At 71.6% G+C, this 16,550-nt stretch carries 11 protein-coding genes; 5 read left to right on the top strand and 6 right to left on the bottom strand.

The features are described 5' to 3' along the window. Positions 1-123: 123 nt before the first annotated feature. The 4 genes from ABH925_RS13785 to hrcA all read right to left on the bottom strand — a co-directional run bounded on the left by ABH925_RS13785 (position 124) and on the right by hrcA (position 6,558). The gene (locus ABH925_RS13785) at positions 124-3,393 is read right to left on the bottom strand and encodes a PDZ domain-containing protein (RefSeq protein ID WP_370147782.1); all 3,270 of its coding nucleotides are present in this window, start codon (positions 3,391-3,393) and stop codon (positions 124-126) included. Between the two features lie 57 nt (positions 3,394-3,450). Beyond that, on the bottom strand, positions 3,451-4,197 hold the full coding sequence (locus tag ABH925_RS13780; protein WP_370147780.1) for a 16S rRNA (uracil(1498)-N(3))-methyltransferase: 747 nt from the start codon (positions 4,195-4,197) through the stop codon (positions 3,451-3,453). A gap of 120 nt (positions 4,198-4,317) precedes the next feature. After that, positions 4,318-5,460 (bottom strand): molecular chaperone DnaJ, encoded by a 1,143-nt coding sequence (dnaJ, locus tag ABH925_RS13775; RefSeq protein WP_370147778.1) that lies wholly within the window; start codon positions 5,458-5,460, stop codon positions 4,318-4,320. Positions 5,461-5,526: 66 nt separating this feature from the next. Then, positions 5,527-6,558, bottom strand: a complete 1,032-nt coding sequence (gene hrcA / locus ABH925_RS13770; RefSeq protein ID WP_370147776.1) for a heat-inducible transcriptional repressor HrcA — start codon at positions 6,556-6,558, stop codon at positions 5,527-5,529. 231 nt (positions 6,559-6,789) lie between these two features. On the opposite strand from hrcA, the gene htpX reads away from it, so the two are divergent. Genes htpX through ABH925_RS13755 form a run of 3 tightly spaced genes read left to right on the top strand, consistent with a single transcriptional unit; the run spans position 6,790 to position 9,166 of the window. Beyond that, positions 6,790-7,707: a zinc metalloprotease HtpX gene (gene htpX, locus ABH925_RS13765; RefSeq protein ID WP_370147775.1), complete on the top strand. Its 918-nt coding sequence runs from the start codon at positions 6,790-6,792 to the stop codon at positions 7,705-7,707. A 41-nt stretch (positions 7,708-7,748) separates the two neighbouring features. Then, positions 7,749-8,333 carry a hypothetical protein gene (locus ABH925_RS13760; protein WP_370147774.1) on the top strand — a complete coding sequence of 195 codons (585 nt, stop codon included), beginning with the start codon at positions 7,749-7,751 and terminating at the stop codon, positions 8,331-8,333. Continuing rightward, the gene (locus ABH925_RS13755) at positions 8,330-9,166 is read left to right on the top strand and encodes a DUF3097 domain-containing protein (RefSeq protein WP_370147773.1); all 837 of its coding nucleotides are present in this window, start codon (positions 8,330-8,332) and stop codon (positions 9,164-9,166) included. Before ABH925_RS13760 ends, ABH925_RS13755 begins: the two co-directional genes overlap by 4 nt. Before the next feature lie 87 nt (positions 9,167-9,253). On the opposite strand, the gene hemW is transcribed toward ABH925_RS13755, so the two are convergent. Further along, a complete protein-coding gene (hemW, locus tag ABH925_RS13750) occupies positions 9,254-10,483 on the bottom strand; it encodes a radical SAM family heme chaperone HemW (RefSeq protein WP_370147772.1) in 1,230 nt (409 codons plus the stop codon). A gap of 56 nt (positions 10,484-10,539) precedes the next feature. Continuing rightward, the gene (locus ABH925_RS13745; protein WP_370147771.1) at positions 10,540-12,456 is read right to left on the bottom strand and encodes a long-chain fatty acid--CoA ligase; all 1,917 of its coding nucleotides are present in this window, start codon (positions 12,454-12,456) and stop codon (positions 10,540-10,542) included. 349 nt (positions 12,457-12,805) lie between these two features. Between ABH925_RS13745 and ABH925_RS13740 the strand changes: the two genes are divergently transcribed. After that, positions 12,806-14,539, top strand: coding sequence for an ABC transporter ATP-binding protein (locus ABH925_RS13740; RefSeq protein ID WP_370147770.1), 1,734 nt, complete (start codon positions 12,806-12,808; stop codon positions 14,537-14,539). Beyond that, positions 14,536-16,521 carry an ABC transporter ATP-binding protein gene (locus tag ABH925_RS13735; protein WP_370147769.1) on the top strand — a complete coding sequence of 662 codons (1,986 nt, stop codon included), beginning with the start codon at positions 14,536-14,538 and terminating at the stop codon, positions 16,519-16,521. Before ABH925_RS13740 ends, ABH925_RS13735 begins: the two co-directional genes overlap by 4 nt. The last annotated feature ends 29 nt before the right edge of the window (positions 16,522-16,550 follow it).

The raw sequence follows: 16,550 nt of genomic DNA, 5'->3' as shown, positions 1-16,550 counted from the left end.
GTACAACAACTACGCGCATGCTACCCACAGGCGACACCCCCACAGGGGCGCAGGGAACCGCGCGACCAGCCACACACTCACGGAGAGCCCTGATCGCGCAGCCACCCCCGCCCCGACGGGTTCCTACAACGCCGGAATGCTGGGCGCCGTCACCGCAGGCGTCTCGGCGAGCGCCGCAAGCGCGAGCCTGATCGCCTCGTCGAGCTGGGGGTCGCGGCGGGCGACCCAGTCCTGCGGGGCGCAGACGACCTCGACGTCCGGGTCGACCCCGTGGTTCTCCACCCCCCAGCCGTAGCCCTCCAGCCAGAACGCGTAGCGCGGCTGGGTCACCCCGGTGCCGTCCACCAGCGAGTAGCGGCCGTCGATGCCGATCACCCCGCCCCAGGTGCGGACGCCGACCACCGGTCCGAGCTTCAGCGCCTGGAACGCGGCGTTGACGATGTCGCCGTCGGAGCCGGAGAACTCGTCGGCCACGGCGACCAGCGGGCCGCGCGGGGCGTCCATCGGGTACCTGATCGCCTTGTGCTCGCGCACCACGTCCCAGCCGATGACCCGGCGGTTGAGCTTCTCGATGATCAGCTGCGAGGTGTGGCCGCCGCGGTTCTCGCGGACGTCCACGACCAGGCCGTCGCGGGCGATCTCGGTGCGCAGGTCGCGGTGCACCTGCGCCCAGCCGTTGGCGATCATGTCGGGGACGTGCAGGTAACCGAGGCGTCCGCCGGACTGCTCGCGGACGTACGCGCGGCGGCCGGCGACCCAGTCGTGGTAGCGCAGCGACTCCTCCTCGGCGAGCGGGACCACCACCACGGTCCGCTCGGTGCCGTCCGTCCTGCCGACGGTCAGCCCGACCGGGCGCCCGGCGGTGCCGACCAGCAGCGGCGCCGGTCCGGTGACCGGGTCCACCGGACGGCCGTCCACCGCGAGCACCGCGTCGCCGGCCCGGACGCCGACGCCGGGGGCGGCCAGCGGCGAGCGCGCCGCCGGATCGGAGGACTCGCCGGGCAGCACCCGGGCCACCCGCCACACGCCCTCCTCGTCGCGCGCCAGGTCGGCGCCGAGCAGACCCTGGCGGCGGTTGGCGGCCGGGCCGCCCGGCGGCGGGGTGACGTAGGCGTGCGAGGTGCCGGGCTCGCCCTGGAGCTCCCAGAGCAGGTCCACCAGGTCGCTGTGGCAGCCGACCCGCTCGACCAGCGGGCGGTAGCGCCGCTGCACGGCGGGCCAGTCCAGGCCGCCGAGGTCGATCCGCCAGAAGTTGTCGCGCATCAGCCGGGCCGTCTCGTCGAACATCTGCCGCCACTCGGCGGCCGGGTCGACGGTCACCCGGACCCGGCCCAGGTCGACCGGCACCGAGTCGTCCGCGTCGTCCTTGTCGGCCTTGCGGTCGGCCGGGACGATCCGCAGCTCGTCCTGGTCGACGACGGCCAGCCGGCCGCCGTCGCCGCAGACCGCGAACCGGTCCAGCGCGTCGACCAGGGTCTCGGCGCGGCGGGTGGCGAAGTCGAAGCGCTGCAGCGAGGCGCGCTGCGGCTTGTCCTGCGGGGTGGCCCTGCTGGTGCCGAGCTCACCGGTGAGCGGGTGCTCCAGCCACACCACGCCGCCCTTGACCGCCTCCAGCCGGGTGTAGCGGCCGGAGGGGACCGGGAACGCCACGACGCGGTCGCCGAGCCCCTCCAGATCCAGCCGGGTCCGCTCCGGAGCGGGGTCACCGGCGTCCGGGCTCCCGGCCGCGTCGCCGTCGCCGGGCTTCTGCCCCTCGGCGGCGGGCTGGTCCGGCTGCTCCCCGCCCTTGCCCAGCGCGCGCCCCTGCGGCTGCGGGCCGAACGGCGACAGCGTGTCGGCGGCCAGGGTCAGCAGGTAGGGGCGGCAGGCCAGCGGGAAGGACAGGTCGAAGACGTGCTCGTCGTAGACCGGGTCGAAGTCGCGCATCGACAGGAAGGCCAGGTGCCTGCCGTCGGTGGTGAAGGTGGGGGCGAAGTCGTTGAAGCGCGGCGAGGTCAGCTCGGTGAGCGCGCCGCCCTCGGCGAGGTCCGCCAGGATCAGCTGGCGCGGGAAGTCATCGGTGCTCAGCGCCTGCGACCAGACCAGCCACTGCGAGTCCGGCGAGAAGGCGAGGCCGTCGGCCTGGCCGCTGTCGCCGCGGTCCAGTTCACGGATGTCCTCGCCCTCGACCAGCAGCACCCGGCCGTCGCGGTTGGCGATCGCCAGCCTGCTGCCGTCCGGGGAGACGGCGAGGTCCTCGACCCGGCCCAGCCGGCCGACGCCCAGGCGGCGCCCGTCGGAGAACTCCAGGCCGTCCTCGCCCTCGGCGTCGGTGACCCACACCGACGCGCCGTCAGGAAGCGCCCGCGGCAGCCGGTTGCGGACGCCCGGCTGCGCGGACAGTACCCGGGACGGGCCGTCGCGGTGGGTGAGCCGGTGGATGCCGCCGCGGACCTCGACCACGCTGGAGCGGGCGTCCGCGTCCGGGGCGACCGCGCCCAGGAACTCGGCGGCGTTGATCGGGAACGGCTGGCGGCCGGTACGCGGACCGCCGAGGCGGATGTCCAGGCGCTCCGGCCGAGCGTCCGTCAGGTCCCGCACCAGGTAGAGGTCGCCGCCGCTGTGGTAGACCACCCGGGCGCCGTCGGTGCTCGCGTTGCGGGCGTAGAACTCGTGGTCGCTGTGCCGGCGCAGGTCGGAGCCGTCCGGCAGGCTCGACCACAGCTGGCCGACGCCCTCGTGGTCCGAGAGGAACGCGATCCGCCCGCCCGTCGCCCGACCACCACCCCCAAGAGAGTCGCTTCGCGACGCACCCCCTGTGACCCACATCGGGGACTCGATGTTGCCGTCCACACCGGCGTGCACCCGGGCGTAGGCGCCCTCGGTGCCGATCCACAGCTTCCCGGCCGTGCCGCCCCGGTAGCGCTTCCAGTGGGCCGGCTCGCGGCCCATCCCGGCGGAGGACAGCAGCGCGCGCTCCCCGCCCGGCTCCACCGCGACCCCGCCGACCCGTCCGTACGGGAGCTCCCGGGCCGGGCCGCCGTCCAGCGGCACCGCGTAGGCCCACGGGTGCGCCCGCGACATCCGGCCGACCGTGCTGAGCGCCAGCACCTCGCCGGCCTCGGTCCAGCCCAGCACGGTGGTGCTGTTGACACCCCAGTGGGTCAGCCGTCGGGCCGGGCCGCCGTCCACCGACGCGACGTGCACCTCGGGGGCGCCGTCTCGGGTCGACGCCCAGGCGATCCGACTGCCGTCGGGCGAGATGCGCGGCCGGGTGACCGGCACCTGGTCGGCGCTCACCCGCCAGGCCCGTCCGCCGGCCAGCGGGGCCAGCCAGACGTCGTCGTCGGCCACGAAGGTGACCAGATCGGCGTGGAGGTGCGGGAACCGGGGGTAGCTGTCAGCTTCACTCACGCGGACACCCTAGCCACCACCACTGACAGTGCGACAGCGGTTTCCGAAGCTGGACGATCAGTTCCAGCGCCCGCTGCGCCCGAGCAGCAGCGCACCCGCCGCGACCCCGGCCGTGGAGGTACGCAGCACCGAGGACCCCAACCGGTACGGGGCCGCCCCGGCCTCCGCGAAACGGGCCAGCTCGTCCGGCGAGACCCCGCCCTCCGGGCCGACCACCAGCACCAGCTCGCCCCGCTCCGGCAGCGCGGCGGTGGCCAGCGGCTGCGAGAACCCCTCCTCGTGCAGCACCGCGCCCAGGGCGGCCCCGGCCAGCAGTTCGCCCACCTGACGCGTGCTCATCGCCCCGCGGACCACCGGGAAGCGCAGCCGGCGCGACTGCTTGCCCGCCTCGCGGGCGGTGGCCCGCCACTTGCCCAGCGCCTTCAGGCCCCGGTCGCCGCGCCACTGGGTGACGCAGCGCGAGGCCGCCCACGGCACCACCTCGTCCACGCCGACCTCGGTCATCAGCTCCACCGCGAGCTCGCCCCGGTCGCCCTTGGGCAGTGCCTGGACCACGACGAGGCGGAGCTCCGGCTCGGGCTCGGCGAGGAGTTCGGCGACACGGACCTCCAGCACGTCCTTGCCGACGACGCCGACGACCGGCCCGGACACCCCGGCCCCCGCACCGTCCGTCAGTACGACGGTCTCCCCCACGGTCAGCCGCTTGACCGCAACGGCGTGCCGCCCCTCGGCCCCGCCCAGCGCGACGACCGCCCCCACGGGCGCGAGCTGCGCGGTCTCCACAACAAACACGGGTGCAGTCACGACGTACCTGTTCCTGTTACTACCTGGGGGCGCGAGGAACTGCGCTGCCAACCACGCACCTACGTAGAGGGCTGGCAGCGCGCGCGGTTGATCAAGCAGAGCCCCGCGCCCCTGTGGTTACTAACGCCCGTTGAACGCATCCTTCAGACGCGAGAAGAGCCCCTGCTGCCCCGGAGCGAACGTGCCCGAAGGGCGTTCTTCGCCACGGAGCTTGGCGAGCCGCCGCAGCAGGTCCTCCTGCTCCGCGTCGAGCTTGCCCGGGGTCTGGACCTCGACATGCACTATCAGGTCGCCGCGTCCGCCGCCGCGCAGATGCGTGACGCCGCGCCCGTGCAGCGGCACCGACTGGCCGGACTGGGTGCCGGGGCGGACGTCGATCTCCACCATCCCGTCCAGCGTCTCCAGCGGGACCTTGGTGCCCAGCGCCGCCGCGGTCATCGGCAGCGTCACCGTGCAGTGCAGGTCGTCGCCACGGCGCTGGAAGGTGGAGTGGGCGTTCTCGCTGATCTCGACGTAGAGGTCACCGGCCGGGCCGCCGCCGGGGCCGACCTCGCCCTCGCCGGCCAGCTGGATCCGGTTGCCGTCGTCGACGCCGGCCGGGATCTTCACCGTCAGCGTGCGGCGGGCGCGGACCCGGCCGTCGCCGGCGCACTCGGGGCAGGGGGTGGGCACGACGGTGCCGAAGCCCTGGCACTGCGGGCACGGACGGGAGGTCATCACCTGGCCCAGGAACGACCGGGTGACCTGGGACACCTCGCCGCGGCCGCGACACATGTCACAGGTCTGCGGGGAGGTGCCGGGGGCCGCGCCCTCGCCGTTGCAGGTGGTGCAGACGACGGCGGTGTCGACCTGGATGTCCTTGGTGGTGCCGAACGCGGCTTCCTGCAGGTCGATGTCGATGCGGATCATCGCGTCCTGGCCGCGCCGGGTCCGCGAACGCGGTCCCCGCTGGCCCCCGGACGCGCCGAAGAACGCGTCCATGATGTCGCTGAAGCCGAATCCCGCGCCCGCGCCGAAACCGCCCTGGCCCGCGCCGCCGCCGTTGGCGGAGAGCGGGTCGCCACCCAGGTCGTAGATCTGCCGCTTGCTCGGGTCCGAGAGGACCTCGTAGGCGGCGTTGATCTCCTTGAACCGCTCCTGGGTCTTCGGGTCGGGGTTGACGTCCGGGTGCAGTTCGCGCGCGAGTCGGCGGAATGCCTTCTTGATCTCGTCCTGCCCCGCGTCACGCCTGACGCCGAGTACCGCGTAGTAGTCCGTGGCCACCAAAATGCTCCGCTTGTTTTCGTTCGCGCCAGTTTGTCCAGCGAGCTCAGGGTGCTGAGAAGGCTGTTAGGACGCGGCCAGGATCTGACCGACGTATCGTGCCACCGCCCGGACGGCGCCCATGGTGCCCGGGTAGTCCATTCTCGTCGGTCCGACCACGCCCAGTTTGGCGACTGTCTCGTCGCCCGAACCGTAGCCCACCGACACGACCGACGTGGAATTCAGCCCCTCGTAGGCGTTCTCGTGCCCGATCCTCACCATCATGCCCGCGTCCGCGGTCTCGCCGAGCAGCTTCAGCAGGACCACCTGCTCCTCCAGCGCCTCCAGGACCGGGGCGATGGTGAGCGGGAAGTCGTGCGGGAAGCGGGTCAGGTTGGCCGAGCCGCCGATCACGATCCGCTCCTCGGTCTGCTCCGCCAGCGCCTCGAACAGCGAGGTGAGGACGGCCGTGACGGCGCCCCGGTCCTCGCGCTCGAAGGTCTCGGGAAGATCCTGGAGCAGCGTCGGCACCTCGGCGAAACGCTGCCCTGCGGCCCCGCCGTTCAAACGGGTGCGCAGGTCCGTGAGGAAGGTCTCGCCGACCACCGTCGGGCAGTCGATCAGCCGCTGCTCGACCCGGCCGGTGTCGGTGATCAGCACCAGCATCACCCGGCTCGGGCTCAGTGCGACCAGCTCGACGTGCCGCACCGTGGAGCGGGACAGCGAGGGGTACTGGACCACCGCGACCTGGCGGGTGAGCTGCGCCAGCAGCCGCACCGTACGGGCCACCACGTCGTCGAGGTCCACCGCGTGGTCCAGGAAGCTGCCGATCGCCCGGCGCTCGGCCCCGGACAGCGGCTTGACCTCGGTCAGCCGGTCCACGAAGAGCCGGTAGCCCTTGTCGGTCGGCACCCGGCCCGCGCTGGTGTGCGGCTGGTGGATGTAGCCCTCGTCCTCAAGCGTGGCCATGTCGTTGCGCACCGTCGCCGGGGACACGCCGAGGCTGTGGCGTTCCACCAGCGCCTTGGAACCGACCGGCTCCTCGGTGCCGACATAGTCCTGGACGATGGCGCGCAGGACCGCCAGCTTGCGATCGTCGAGCTTGCGATCTTCATGCACGGGGCACGCACCTCCTCTGCCGAGTCGTGGCCGGCGACCTGTGCTGACCGGTCCGCTGGGCCGTTCTGGCACTCTGGACGAACGAGTGCCAGGAGCTGTCCGGCCAGTGTAAGGCGCAGGGGTGCGCCACAGGAACGGCTGGGCCGTCCCGTACGTACCACTGGGTAGGCCCGACAGGGCAGAATGAGCTGATAGCGCCGCCACGTAGCGGCGCAGTACCGAGGAGAGGCCATGGCCAGGACACGTTTCGCTCCGGACCGCGGACTGACGAGCCGGATGCTGCTGACGATGTTCTTCATCGGCCTGCTGTACGTGGTGTTCGTCGGCGTGCTGCTGGTGGTGCTGAAGGGGGCCTGGCCGATCATCGCGGTCGTCGCCGGCGGGCTGTTCATCGCCCAGTTCTGGTTCAGCGACAAGATCGCCGCGTTCAGCATGGGCGCCAAGGAGGTCACCGCGCAGGAGTACCCGGAGCTGCACGGAACCGTCGACCGGCTGTGCGCGCTGGCCGACATGCAGAAGCCGCGGGTCGCGGTCTCGCAGAGCGACGTGCCCAACGCCTTCGCGACCGGCCGCAATGAGAAGAACGCTGTGGTGTGTGTCACCACCGGACTGCTGCGCCGGCTGGAGCCGGAGGAGCTGGAGGGCGTGCTGGCGCACGAGCTCTCGCACGTGGCGCACAAGGACGTCGCGGTGATGACCATCGCCGGCTTCCTCGGCGTGCTGGCCGGCATCATCACCCGGGTCGGCCTGCAGTTCGGCATGTTCGGCGGCTTCGACCGCCGCGACGACCGGGACGACAACAGCGGCATGGTGATGCTGGTGGTGATCGCGGTCAGCGCGGTCGTCTACGCCATCAGCTTCCTGCTGACCCGGCTGCTCTCGCGCTACCGCGAGCTGTCCGCGGACCGCTCGGCGGCGCTGCTGACCGGCCGCCCCTCGGCGCTGGCCTCGGCGCTGACCAAGGTCACCGGCCAGATGGCGGCGATCCCCACCCAGGACCTGCGCCGCGCGCAGCCGTTCAACGCCTTCTACTTCGCCCCGGCCATCTCGGCCCGGGAGATGGCCAGCCAGGCGTTCTCCACCCACCCGTCGCTGGAGCAGCGGCTGGAGCAGCTGGGCAAGATCTCCGCCGAACTCGGCCGCGGATAGCGGACACCGTTCCCTCCCCCACTCCCCTAGGAGCAGCACCCATGGGCTTCCTGGACGCCCTGCTCGGCCGCACCAAGCCCGTCAAGCCCAATCTCGACCAGCTCTTCGGCCTGCCGTCCGCGGCGATCACCCTGGAGGCGGCGGCCGACTTCAAGCCCACCGGCATCGGTTCGGTGTGCTTCGCCGCCGCCGAGGGGGGCGCCTTCGCGCAGGTCCAGCAGGACGTGCAGGCCCTGCTGGACGCGGACACCGAGCGCGGCGGCGTACCGGTGGAGAGCACCCGCGACTCCTACGGCTACACCTGGCTGACCTCGCGTCACAGCGCGGACGACATCGTGTCGCTGGTCAACGACGTGCACGCGATCAACACCGCGCTGGAGAGCACCGGCTTCGGCCCGCAGCTGCTGTGCTCGCTGGTGAACTTCACCGACAGCCGGAACCGCTCGCTGGCGCTGGTCTACCTCTACAAGCGCGGCTCCTTCTACCCCTTCTCCCCGCAGCAGGGGGGCGGCGAGCGGCGCGACAACGCGCTGGAGCTGCAGATCAAGGCGATGCTGGGCGACGACCTGCGGATCGAGCAGGACCTGACCCGGTGGTTCCCGGTCTGGGGAGCGCCCGGCCTGTGACCCCGCCGAACGCCCCGCGCAGCTACGACCTGACACCGCCGTGGAAGCGCTCGGCGCCCGTCCCGGAGTTGCCCGCGGAGCGGGACCTGGTGGTGGAGGAGGTCACCACCGGGTTCTGCGGCGCGGTGCTGCGCTGCGAGAAGACCGCGGAGGGGTTCACGGTCACCCTGGAGGACCGGCACGGCAGGCTCCGGGTCTTCCCGCTGACGCCGCGCGGCTTCCTGGTGGACGGCAAGCCGGTGACCCTGGTCCGGCCCACCGCCGCCGCACCCGTCGCACCGGCGCGCACCGCGTCGGGGTCGGTGGCGGTGCGGGGGGTGCGGGCACGGGTGGCGCTGCCAAGCCGGATCTACGTCGAGGGCCGCCACGACGCCGAGCTGGTGGAGCGGGTCTGGGGCGACGACCTGCGGATCGAGGGCGTGGTGGTGGAGTACCTGGAGGGGATCGACGATCTGCCCGCGATCGTCGCCGACTTCGCTCCGGAACCGGGACGGCGGCTGGGGGTCCTGGTGGACCACCTGGTGCCCGGCACCAAGGAGTCGCGGATCGCCGCGCAGGTGAGCGGTGCCGACGTGCTGGTGGTGGGGCATCCCTACATCGACGTCTGGGCGGCGGTGAAGGCCTCCTCGGTCGGCATCGCGGCCTGGCCGGAGGTGCCGCGGGGTGAGGTCTGGAAGGAGGGGGTCTGCCGCCGGCTGGGCTGGCCGGTGGATCCGCCGGCGGCGTGGAAGCGGATCCTCGCCTCGGTGAACTCCTACCGCGACCTCGACCCGGCACTCCTCGGAAGAGTCGAAGAGTTGATCGACTTCGTAACAGCACAGGCAACCACCTGAGGGGCGCGGGGAACTGCGCTGCCAGCCCTTTACGGAGGTGCACGGTTGGCAGCGCAGTTCCCCGCGCCCCTGTTGTTGCTCGTGTGCCTAATCGACCAGGTCTCGGACTACGGCGTCGGCCAGAAGCCTGCCCCGCAGGGTCAGCACCGCGCGGCCCGCCTCGTACGGCTGCGCCGCCAGGAGCCCGCCCGCGAGGGCGCGGTCAGCGCCTATGCGGCCGGGCTGGTGCAGGAGGTCGAGGGGGACGCCGTCGGACAGCCGCAGCTCCAGCAGGATGCGCTCGACGCGGCGGTCCTCGGCGGAGAGGCGCTCACGGCCGTGGGCGGGGGTGCGGTCCTCCGCCAGCGCCTGGGCGTACGCCGCCGGGTGCTTGACGTTCCACCAGCGCACTCCGCCGACGTGGCTGTGCGCGCCGGGACCCGCGCCCCACCAGTCCGCGCCGGTCCAGTACAGCTCGTTGTGGCGGCAGCGGGCCTCCGGGGTGGTCGCCCAGTTGGAGACCTCGTACCAGTGCAGGCCGGCCGCGCTGAGCAGTTCCTCGGCGATCAGGTAGCGGTCGGCGTGGACGTCGTCGTCGGTCATCGGGATCTCGCCGCGGCGGATCCGGGCCGCGAGCTTCGTTCCCTCCTCGACGATCAGCGCGTACGCCGAGACGTGGTCCGGCTCGGCCGACAGCGCCGCCTCCAGCGAGGCGCGCCAGTCGTCGTCGCTCTCCCCCGGCGTGCCGTAGATCAGGTCCAGGTTGACGTGCTCGAAGCCGGCCGCGCGCGCCTCCGCGACGCAGGCCTGCGGACGGCCGGGGGTGTGCCTGCGGTCCAGCAGCTCCAGCACGTGCGGCCGGACGCTCTGCATGCCGAAGCTGAGCCGGTTGAAGCCGCCCTCGCGCAGCTCCGCCAGGTACGCGGGGTCGACCGACTCCGGGTTGGCCTCGGTGGTCACCTCGGCGTCCGGCGCCAGGCCGAACTCGTCCCGGATCGCCGCCAGCATCCGGACCAGGTCGCCGGCCGGCAGCAGGGTGGGGGTGCCGCCGCCGAGGAAGACCGTCCGCACCGGCAGCTCGGCGTCCCCGAGGATCCGGCGGGCCTGCCGGATCTCGGCGACCAGGTTGTCCGCGTAGGTGTCCTGGGAGGCCACCGCGCCGGAGGAGCGCAGCTCGGTCGCGGTGTAGGTGTTGAAGTCGCAGTACCCGCAGCGGGTGGCGCAGTACGGGACGTGGACGTAGAAGCCGAAGGGCCGCTGCCCGAGCTCGCGGGTGGCGTGCTCGGGCAGGGCTCCGTCGAGGGGGACGGCTTCGCCGTCGGGGAGTGCGGAGGGCATGCACCCATTGTCCGGTATCGGCCGGACGCCCCGGTCACACTCCCGTCACACCCCGGTCAGGCCTCGATGGTGCCCGCGTACATGGCCTCGATCGCTTCGGCGTTCTCCCGCTCCACCACCGGGCGCTTGACCTTGAGGCTGGGGGTGAGCTCACCGTGCTCGATGTCCAGGTCCCGGGGCAGGACGGTGAACTTCTTGATGGTCTGCCAGCGCTGCAGGTCGCCGTTGAGCCGACGGACGAAGCCGTCGATCAGGGTGTGCACCTCGGCGGAGGAGCAGACCTCGGCGTAGCTGCGGCCCTGCTGGCCGTGGGTGTCCGCCCACTGCATGATCGCGGGCTCGTCCAGGGTGATCAGCGCGGTGCAGAAGTTGCGGCCGTTGCCGATCACCAGGATGTTGCTGACGAACGGGCAGACCGCCTTGAACCGGCCCTCGACCTCGCTGGGGGCGACGTACTTGCCGCCGGAGGTCTTGAACATGTCCTTCTTGCGGTCGGTGATCCGGACGAAGCCGTCCTTGTCGACCTCGCCGATGTCGCCGGTGTGGAACCAGCCGTCGCTCTCCAGCACCTCGGCGGTCTTCTCGGGCTGGTTGTGGTAGCCGCGCATCACGCCGGGGCCGCGCAGCAGGATCTCGCCGTCCTCGCCGATCCTGACCTCGGTGCCGGGCAGCGGGGTGCCCACGGTGCCGACCCGGTAGTTCTCGCCGGGGTTGACGGTGGATCCGGCGCTGGTCTCGGTCAGGCCGTAGCCCTCCAGGATGTGCACGCCCGCGCCGGCGAAGAAGAAGCCGATCTCGGGGGCCAGGGCGGCGCTGCCGGAGACGCAGGCGCGCAGCCGGCCGCCGAAGGCCGCGCGGATCTTCGCGTAGACCAGCTTGTCGGCGATGCTGTGCTGGAGCTGCAGGCCGAACGGGATCTGCCGGGTGCCGGTGGCGATCAGCGTCTCCTGGCCGGTGCGGGCCCAGTCGCGGGCGACCTTGGCGGCCCACAGGAAGATCTTGTACTTGGCGCCGCCCTCGGCCCTGGCCTTGCCGGCGATGCCGTTGTAGACCTTCTCGAACACCCGCGGCGCGGAGGCCATGTAGGTGGGGCGGACCACCGGGAGGTTGTGGATGATCCGGTCGACCCGGCCGTCCACCGCGGTGACCGAGCCCAGCTGGATGTGGCCGGAGGTGAGGGTCTTGCCGAAGACGTGGGACAGCGGCAGCCACAGGTACTGCACGTCCTCGGCGTTGAGCAGGCCGGTGCTGGCCTGCGCGGCGGCCTGGTAGGACCAGCAGTCGTGGACCAGCCGCACGCCCTTGGGCCGTCCGGTGGTGCCGGAGGTGTAGATCAGGGTGGCCAGCTGCTCGCGGTCGATCGCGGCGACCGCGGCGGTGACCGCGTCCGGGTGCTCCTTGAGGTACGCGGCGCCGCGCTCCTCGAGGTCGGCCAGGGAGAGCACCTCGACGCCCTCGACCGGCTGCTCCGGCAGGCTGCCGTCGATGGTGATGATGTGCTTGAGCTCGGCGAGTTCGGCACTGACCCCGAGGATCTTGTCGAGCTGCTTGCCGTCCTCGGCCACGACCGCGCGGCTGCCGGAGTCGGACAGGATGTAGGCGGTCTCCTCGGCGTTGGTGCTGGGGTAGACGGCGGTGACGGCCGCACCCGCGCACATGATGCCGAGGTCGGCGAGGATCCACTCGATGCGGGTGGAGCAGGAGATGGCGACCCGCTCCTCGGGCCTGATACCCAGGGCCATCAGACCGCCGGCGATGCTGTTGACCCGCTCCGCGGCCTGACCCCAGGTGAGCGAACGCCACTGCTCGGCGCCGGGCGCGCCGTCGGCCGCGTGCTCGTCCACGGGGACGGGGTAGCGGTACGCCTCGCGCTCGGGCGTCTGACGTACCCGCGACAGGAACAGCTGTGCCACGGAGTCCGGGCGGCTGTCGATCAGCGAGGTGGGGACCGGAAGGTCAGGGGACGGGCTCACGGCTACCTCCGGGGCCCAGCTGGCGGGCCGAGACGGTTGTTAACTCACGAGTAACTAGCAGGCAACGACAGAGTAGGACCTCAGCGGCCTCGGCGTAAGGGGTAACTGTCGCCCGCAATTCACTTGCCGGTCGGCAAGTAAGGAACTTACGATGGCCATCCGGATCGATCAGCCGTCCCCGGCCAGGAAAACCGGGTACGGTGTACGCAGATGCATCGCCGCCACCTGTCAGAGCCGCATGCTCCAATCAAGACGCACCGACGCCGCCGGCTCCGACTCAGAAGCACCGACGCAGAAGCCCGTTCCTCCTCCGCCCACTGCCCACCGCCCGAGATCCTGAGAGATTCGCGTGCTGATCCGACTCCTGCGAGCCCACCTGGGCCCGTACACCAGACCGATCTCGGTTCTGGTGCTGCTGCAGCTGATCCAGACCATCGCCACCCTCTACCTGCCCACCCTGAACGCCGACATCATCGACAACGGCGTCATCAAGGGTGACACCACCTACATCCTGCAGACCGGCGGGATCATGCTGGCGGTGACGCTGGCGCAGGTGGTGTGCGCCATCGGCGCGGTCTACTTCGGTGCGCGCACCGCGATGGCGCTCGGCCGCGACATGCGTGCCTCGGTCTTCGCCCGGGTGCAGTCCTTCTCGGCCCGCGAGGTCGGCCAGTTCGGCGCCCCCTCACTGATCACCCGCAGCACCAACGACGTCCAGCAGGTCCAGATGCTGGTGCTGATGACGTTCACCATGATGATCTCGGCGCCGATCATGTGCGTCGGCGGCATCATCATGGCGCTGCGGCAGGACGTGCCGCTGTCCACCCTGCTGGTCGCCATCGTGCCGGTGCTCGGCATCGTGATCGGACTGATCGTCAGCCGGATGCGGCCGCTGTTCCGCTCGATGCAGGAGCGCATCGACACGGTCAACCGGGTGCTGCGCGAGCAGATCACCGGCCTGCGGGTGATCCGCGCGTTCGTCAAGGACACCCACGAGCGCCGCCGCTTCGACACCGCCAACGAGCAGCTGACCGACACCGCGGTCCGCGTCGGCAAGCTGATGGCGCTGATGTTCCCGCTGGTGATGATGGTGGTGAACATCTCCAGCGTCGCCGTGATGTGGTTCGGCGCGCACCGGATCGACAGCGGCGGGATGCAGATCGGCGCGCTCACCGCGTTCCTCAGCTACCTGATGCAGATCCTGATGTCGGTGATGATGGCCACCTTCATGTTCATGATGGTGCCCCGCGCCGAGGTCTGCGCCGAGCGCATCCAGGAGGTGCTGGACACCGAGACCACCGTGCTCCCGCCGCTGGCCCCGGTCCGCGAGCTGCGCCGGAGCGGGTTCCTGGAGCTGCGCGACGCCGAGTTCCGCTACCCGGGCGCCGAGTCCGCGGTGCTGCGCAACGTCAGCCTGAGCGCCCGTCCGGGCGAGACCACCGCCATCATCGGCAGCACCGGCAGCGGCAAGACCACCCTGCTCACGCTGATCCCCCGGCTCTCCGACGCCACCGACGGCAGCGTGCTGGTCGACGGCGTCGACGTCCGCGACCTCGACCCGGCACTGCTCGCGAAGACCGTCGGCCTGGTCCCGCAGAAGCCCTACCTGTTCACCGGCACCGTCGCCAGCAACCTCCGCTACGGCAACCCGGACGCCACCGACGAGGAACTGTGGGCCGCGCTGGAGACCGCGCAGGCCAGGGACTTCGTCTCGGCGCTGCCCGAGGGGCTGGACGCGCCGATCGCCCAGGGCGGCACCAACGTCTCCGGCGGGCAGCGCCAGCGGCTGGCCATCGCCCGGCTGCTGGTCCGCCGTCCGGAGATCTACCTCTTCGACGACTCCTTCTCCGCCCTGGACTACGCCACCGACGCGCGACTGCGCGCGGCGCTGTCCCAGGAGACCGCCGACGCCACCGTGGTCATCGTGGCCCAGCGGGTCAGCACCATCCGCGACGCCGACCGGATCATCGTCCTGGACGAGGGCCACGTGGTCGGCACCGGCACCCACCACGAGTTGATGGACAGCAACGACACCTACCGAGAGATCGTCCTCTCCCAGCTCACCGAGGAGGAGGCGGCATGAGCAACTCCCAGGAGCCCACGGCCGAGAAGCCCGTCGCCGCGCCCAGGCGCGGACCGGCGCCGGCCCTCGGCCCGGCCCGGATGATGGGCGGTCAGCCCACCGAGAAGTCCCTGAACTTCAAGGCCTCGGGCAAGCGCGTCCTCGGCCTGCTGCGCCCCGAACGCGCCCTGATGGCCGCGGTGCTGGCGCTGGCCGCAGTCAGCGTCACCCTGTCGGTGATCGGCCCCAAGATCCTCGGCCACGCCACCGACCTGATCCTGTCCGGAGTCTTCGGACGGCACGTGCCGTCCGGGGTCAGCCAGGCCCAGGCGGTCGCCGCGCTGCGGGCCAAGGGCGAGACCAAGCAGGCCGACCTGCTCGCCTCGATGCACATCACCCCCGGCCACGGCATCGACTTCCACGCCGTCGGCACGGTGCTGCTCTGGGTGCTGGCGATCTACGTCTTCTCCGGCCTCTGCGGCATCGTCCAGGCCCGCACCGCCAACCGCGCGCTGAACCGCGCCGTGAAGCGGCTGCGGACCGACGTCGAGGAGAAGATCGGCCGGCTGCCGCTGAGCTACTTCGACCAGCAGCCGCGCGGCGAGGTGCTGAGCCGGGTCACCAACGACATCGACAACATCGGCCAGACCCTGCAGCAGACCTTCAGCCAGGTCGTCGCCTCGCTGCTGACCATCGTCGGCGTGCTGACGATGATGTTCTACATCTCCTGGATGCTCGCCCTGATCGCGCTGATCAGCATCCCGGCGTCGGCGATCGTCGCCGCCAAGGTCGGCAAGCGGGCGCAGCCGCAGTTCGTCGCCCAGTGGAAGACCACCGGCAAGCTGAACGCCCACATCGAGGAGATGTACAGCGGGCACGCGCTGGTCAAGGTCTTCGGCCGGCAGGAGGAGTCGGCGGAGCTGTTCCGCGAGCAGAACGAGAAGCTCTACGCCTCCAGCTTCAAGGCGCAGTTCATCTCCGGCCTGATCCAGCCCTGCATGATGTTCATCGGCAACATCAACTACGTGCTGGTGGCGGTGGTCGGTGGTCTGCGGGTGGCCTCCGGCGCGCTGTCCATCGGTGACGTGCAGGCGTTCATCCAGTACTCGCGGCAGTTCAGCCAGCCGCTGACCCAGGTCGCCAGCATGGCCAACCTGATGCAGTCCGGGGTGGCCTCGGCCGAGCGGGTCTTCGAGCTGCTGGACGCGCCGGAGCAGGAGCCCGACCCGGTCGAGCCGCTGCGCCCCGAGATCCTGCGCGGCGAGGTCGTCTTCGAGCACGTGGCGTTCCGCTACGACGTGGACAAGCCGCTGATCGAGGACCTCTCGCTGACCGCCGAGCCCGGCCACACCGTCGCCATCGTCGGCCCCACCGGCGCGGGCAAGACCACCCTGGTGAACCTGCTGATGCGGTTCTACGAGGTCACCGGCGGCCGGATCACCCTGGACGGGGTGGACGTGGCCCGGATGTCCCGCGAGGAACTGCGGGCCGGCATCGGCATGGTGCTGCAGGACACCTGGCTCTTCGGCGGCACCATCGCCGAGAACATCGCCTACGGGCGGGAGGGGGCCACCCGCGAGGAGGTCGTCGCGGCGGCGAGGGCCGCACACGTCGACCGCTTCGTGCGCACCCTGCCGGACGGGTACGACACCGTCATCGACGACGAGGGCACCGGGGTCAGCGCCGGCGAGAAGCAGCTGATCACCATCGCCCGGGCGTTCCTGGCGGAGCCGTCCATCCTGGTCCTGGACGAGGCCACCAGCTCGGTCGACACCCGCACCGAGGTGCTGATCCAGCGCGCCATGGCCACCCTGCGCAGCGGCCGCACCGCGTTCGTCATCGCACACCGGCTGTCGACCATCCGCGACGCCGACACCATCCTGGTGATGGAGAACGGCGCGATCGTGGAGCAGGGCACGCACAGCGAGCTGCTCGCCGCGTCGGGCGCCTACGCCCGGCTCTACGAGGCCCAGTTCGCCCAGGCGGTCGCCGAGGTCGACTGACCCGCCGGGGCGGCCGAACCCCGCCCCGA

This window comes from Streptacidiphilus sp. EB129 (assembly GCF_041262645.1).
Taxonomy (GTDB): Bacteria; Actinomycetota; Actinomycetes; order Streptomycetales; family Streptomycetaceae; genus Streptacidiphilus.
Note: the sequence above shows the minus strand (reverse complement) of the source record. Positions and strands in the feature narration are given on the sequence as shown.

Coding starts and splice junctions, on each gene's coding strand:
- htpX (WP_370147775.1), top strand. CDS start 6,790: ATGGCCAGGACACGTTTCGCTCCGGACCGCGGACTGACGAGCCGGATG.
- ABH925_RS13760 (WP_370147774.1), top strand. CDS start 7,749: ATGGGCTTCCTGGACGCCCTGCTCGGCCGCACCAAGCCCGTCAAGCCC.
- hemW (WP_370147772.1), bottom strand. CDS start 10,483: ATGCCCTCCGCACTCCCCGACGGCGAAGCCGTCCCCCTCGACGGAGCC.
- ABH925_RS13735 (WP_370147769.1), top strand. CDS start 14,536: ATGAGCAACTCCCAGGAGCCCACGGCCGAGAAGCCCGTCGCCGCGCCC.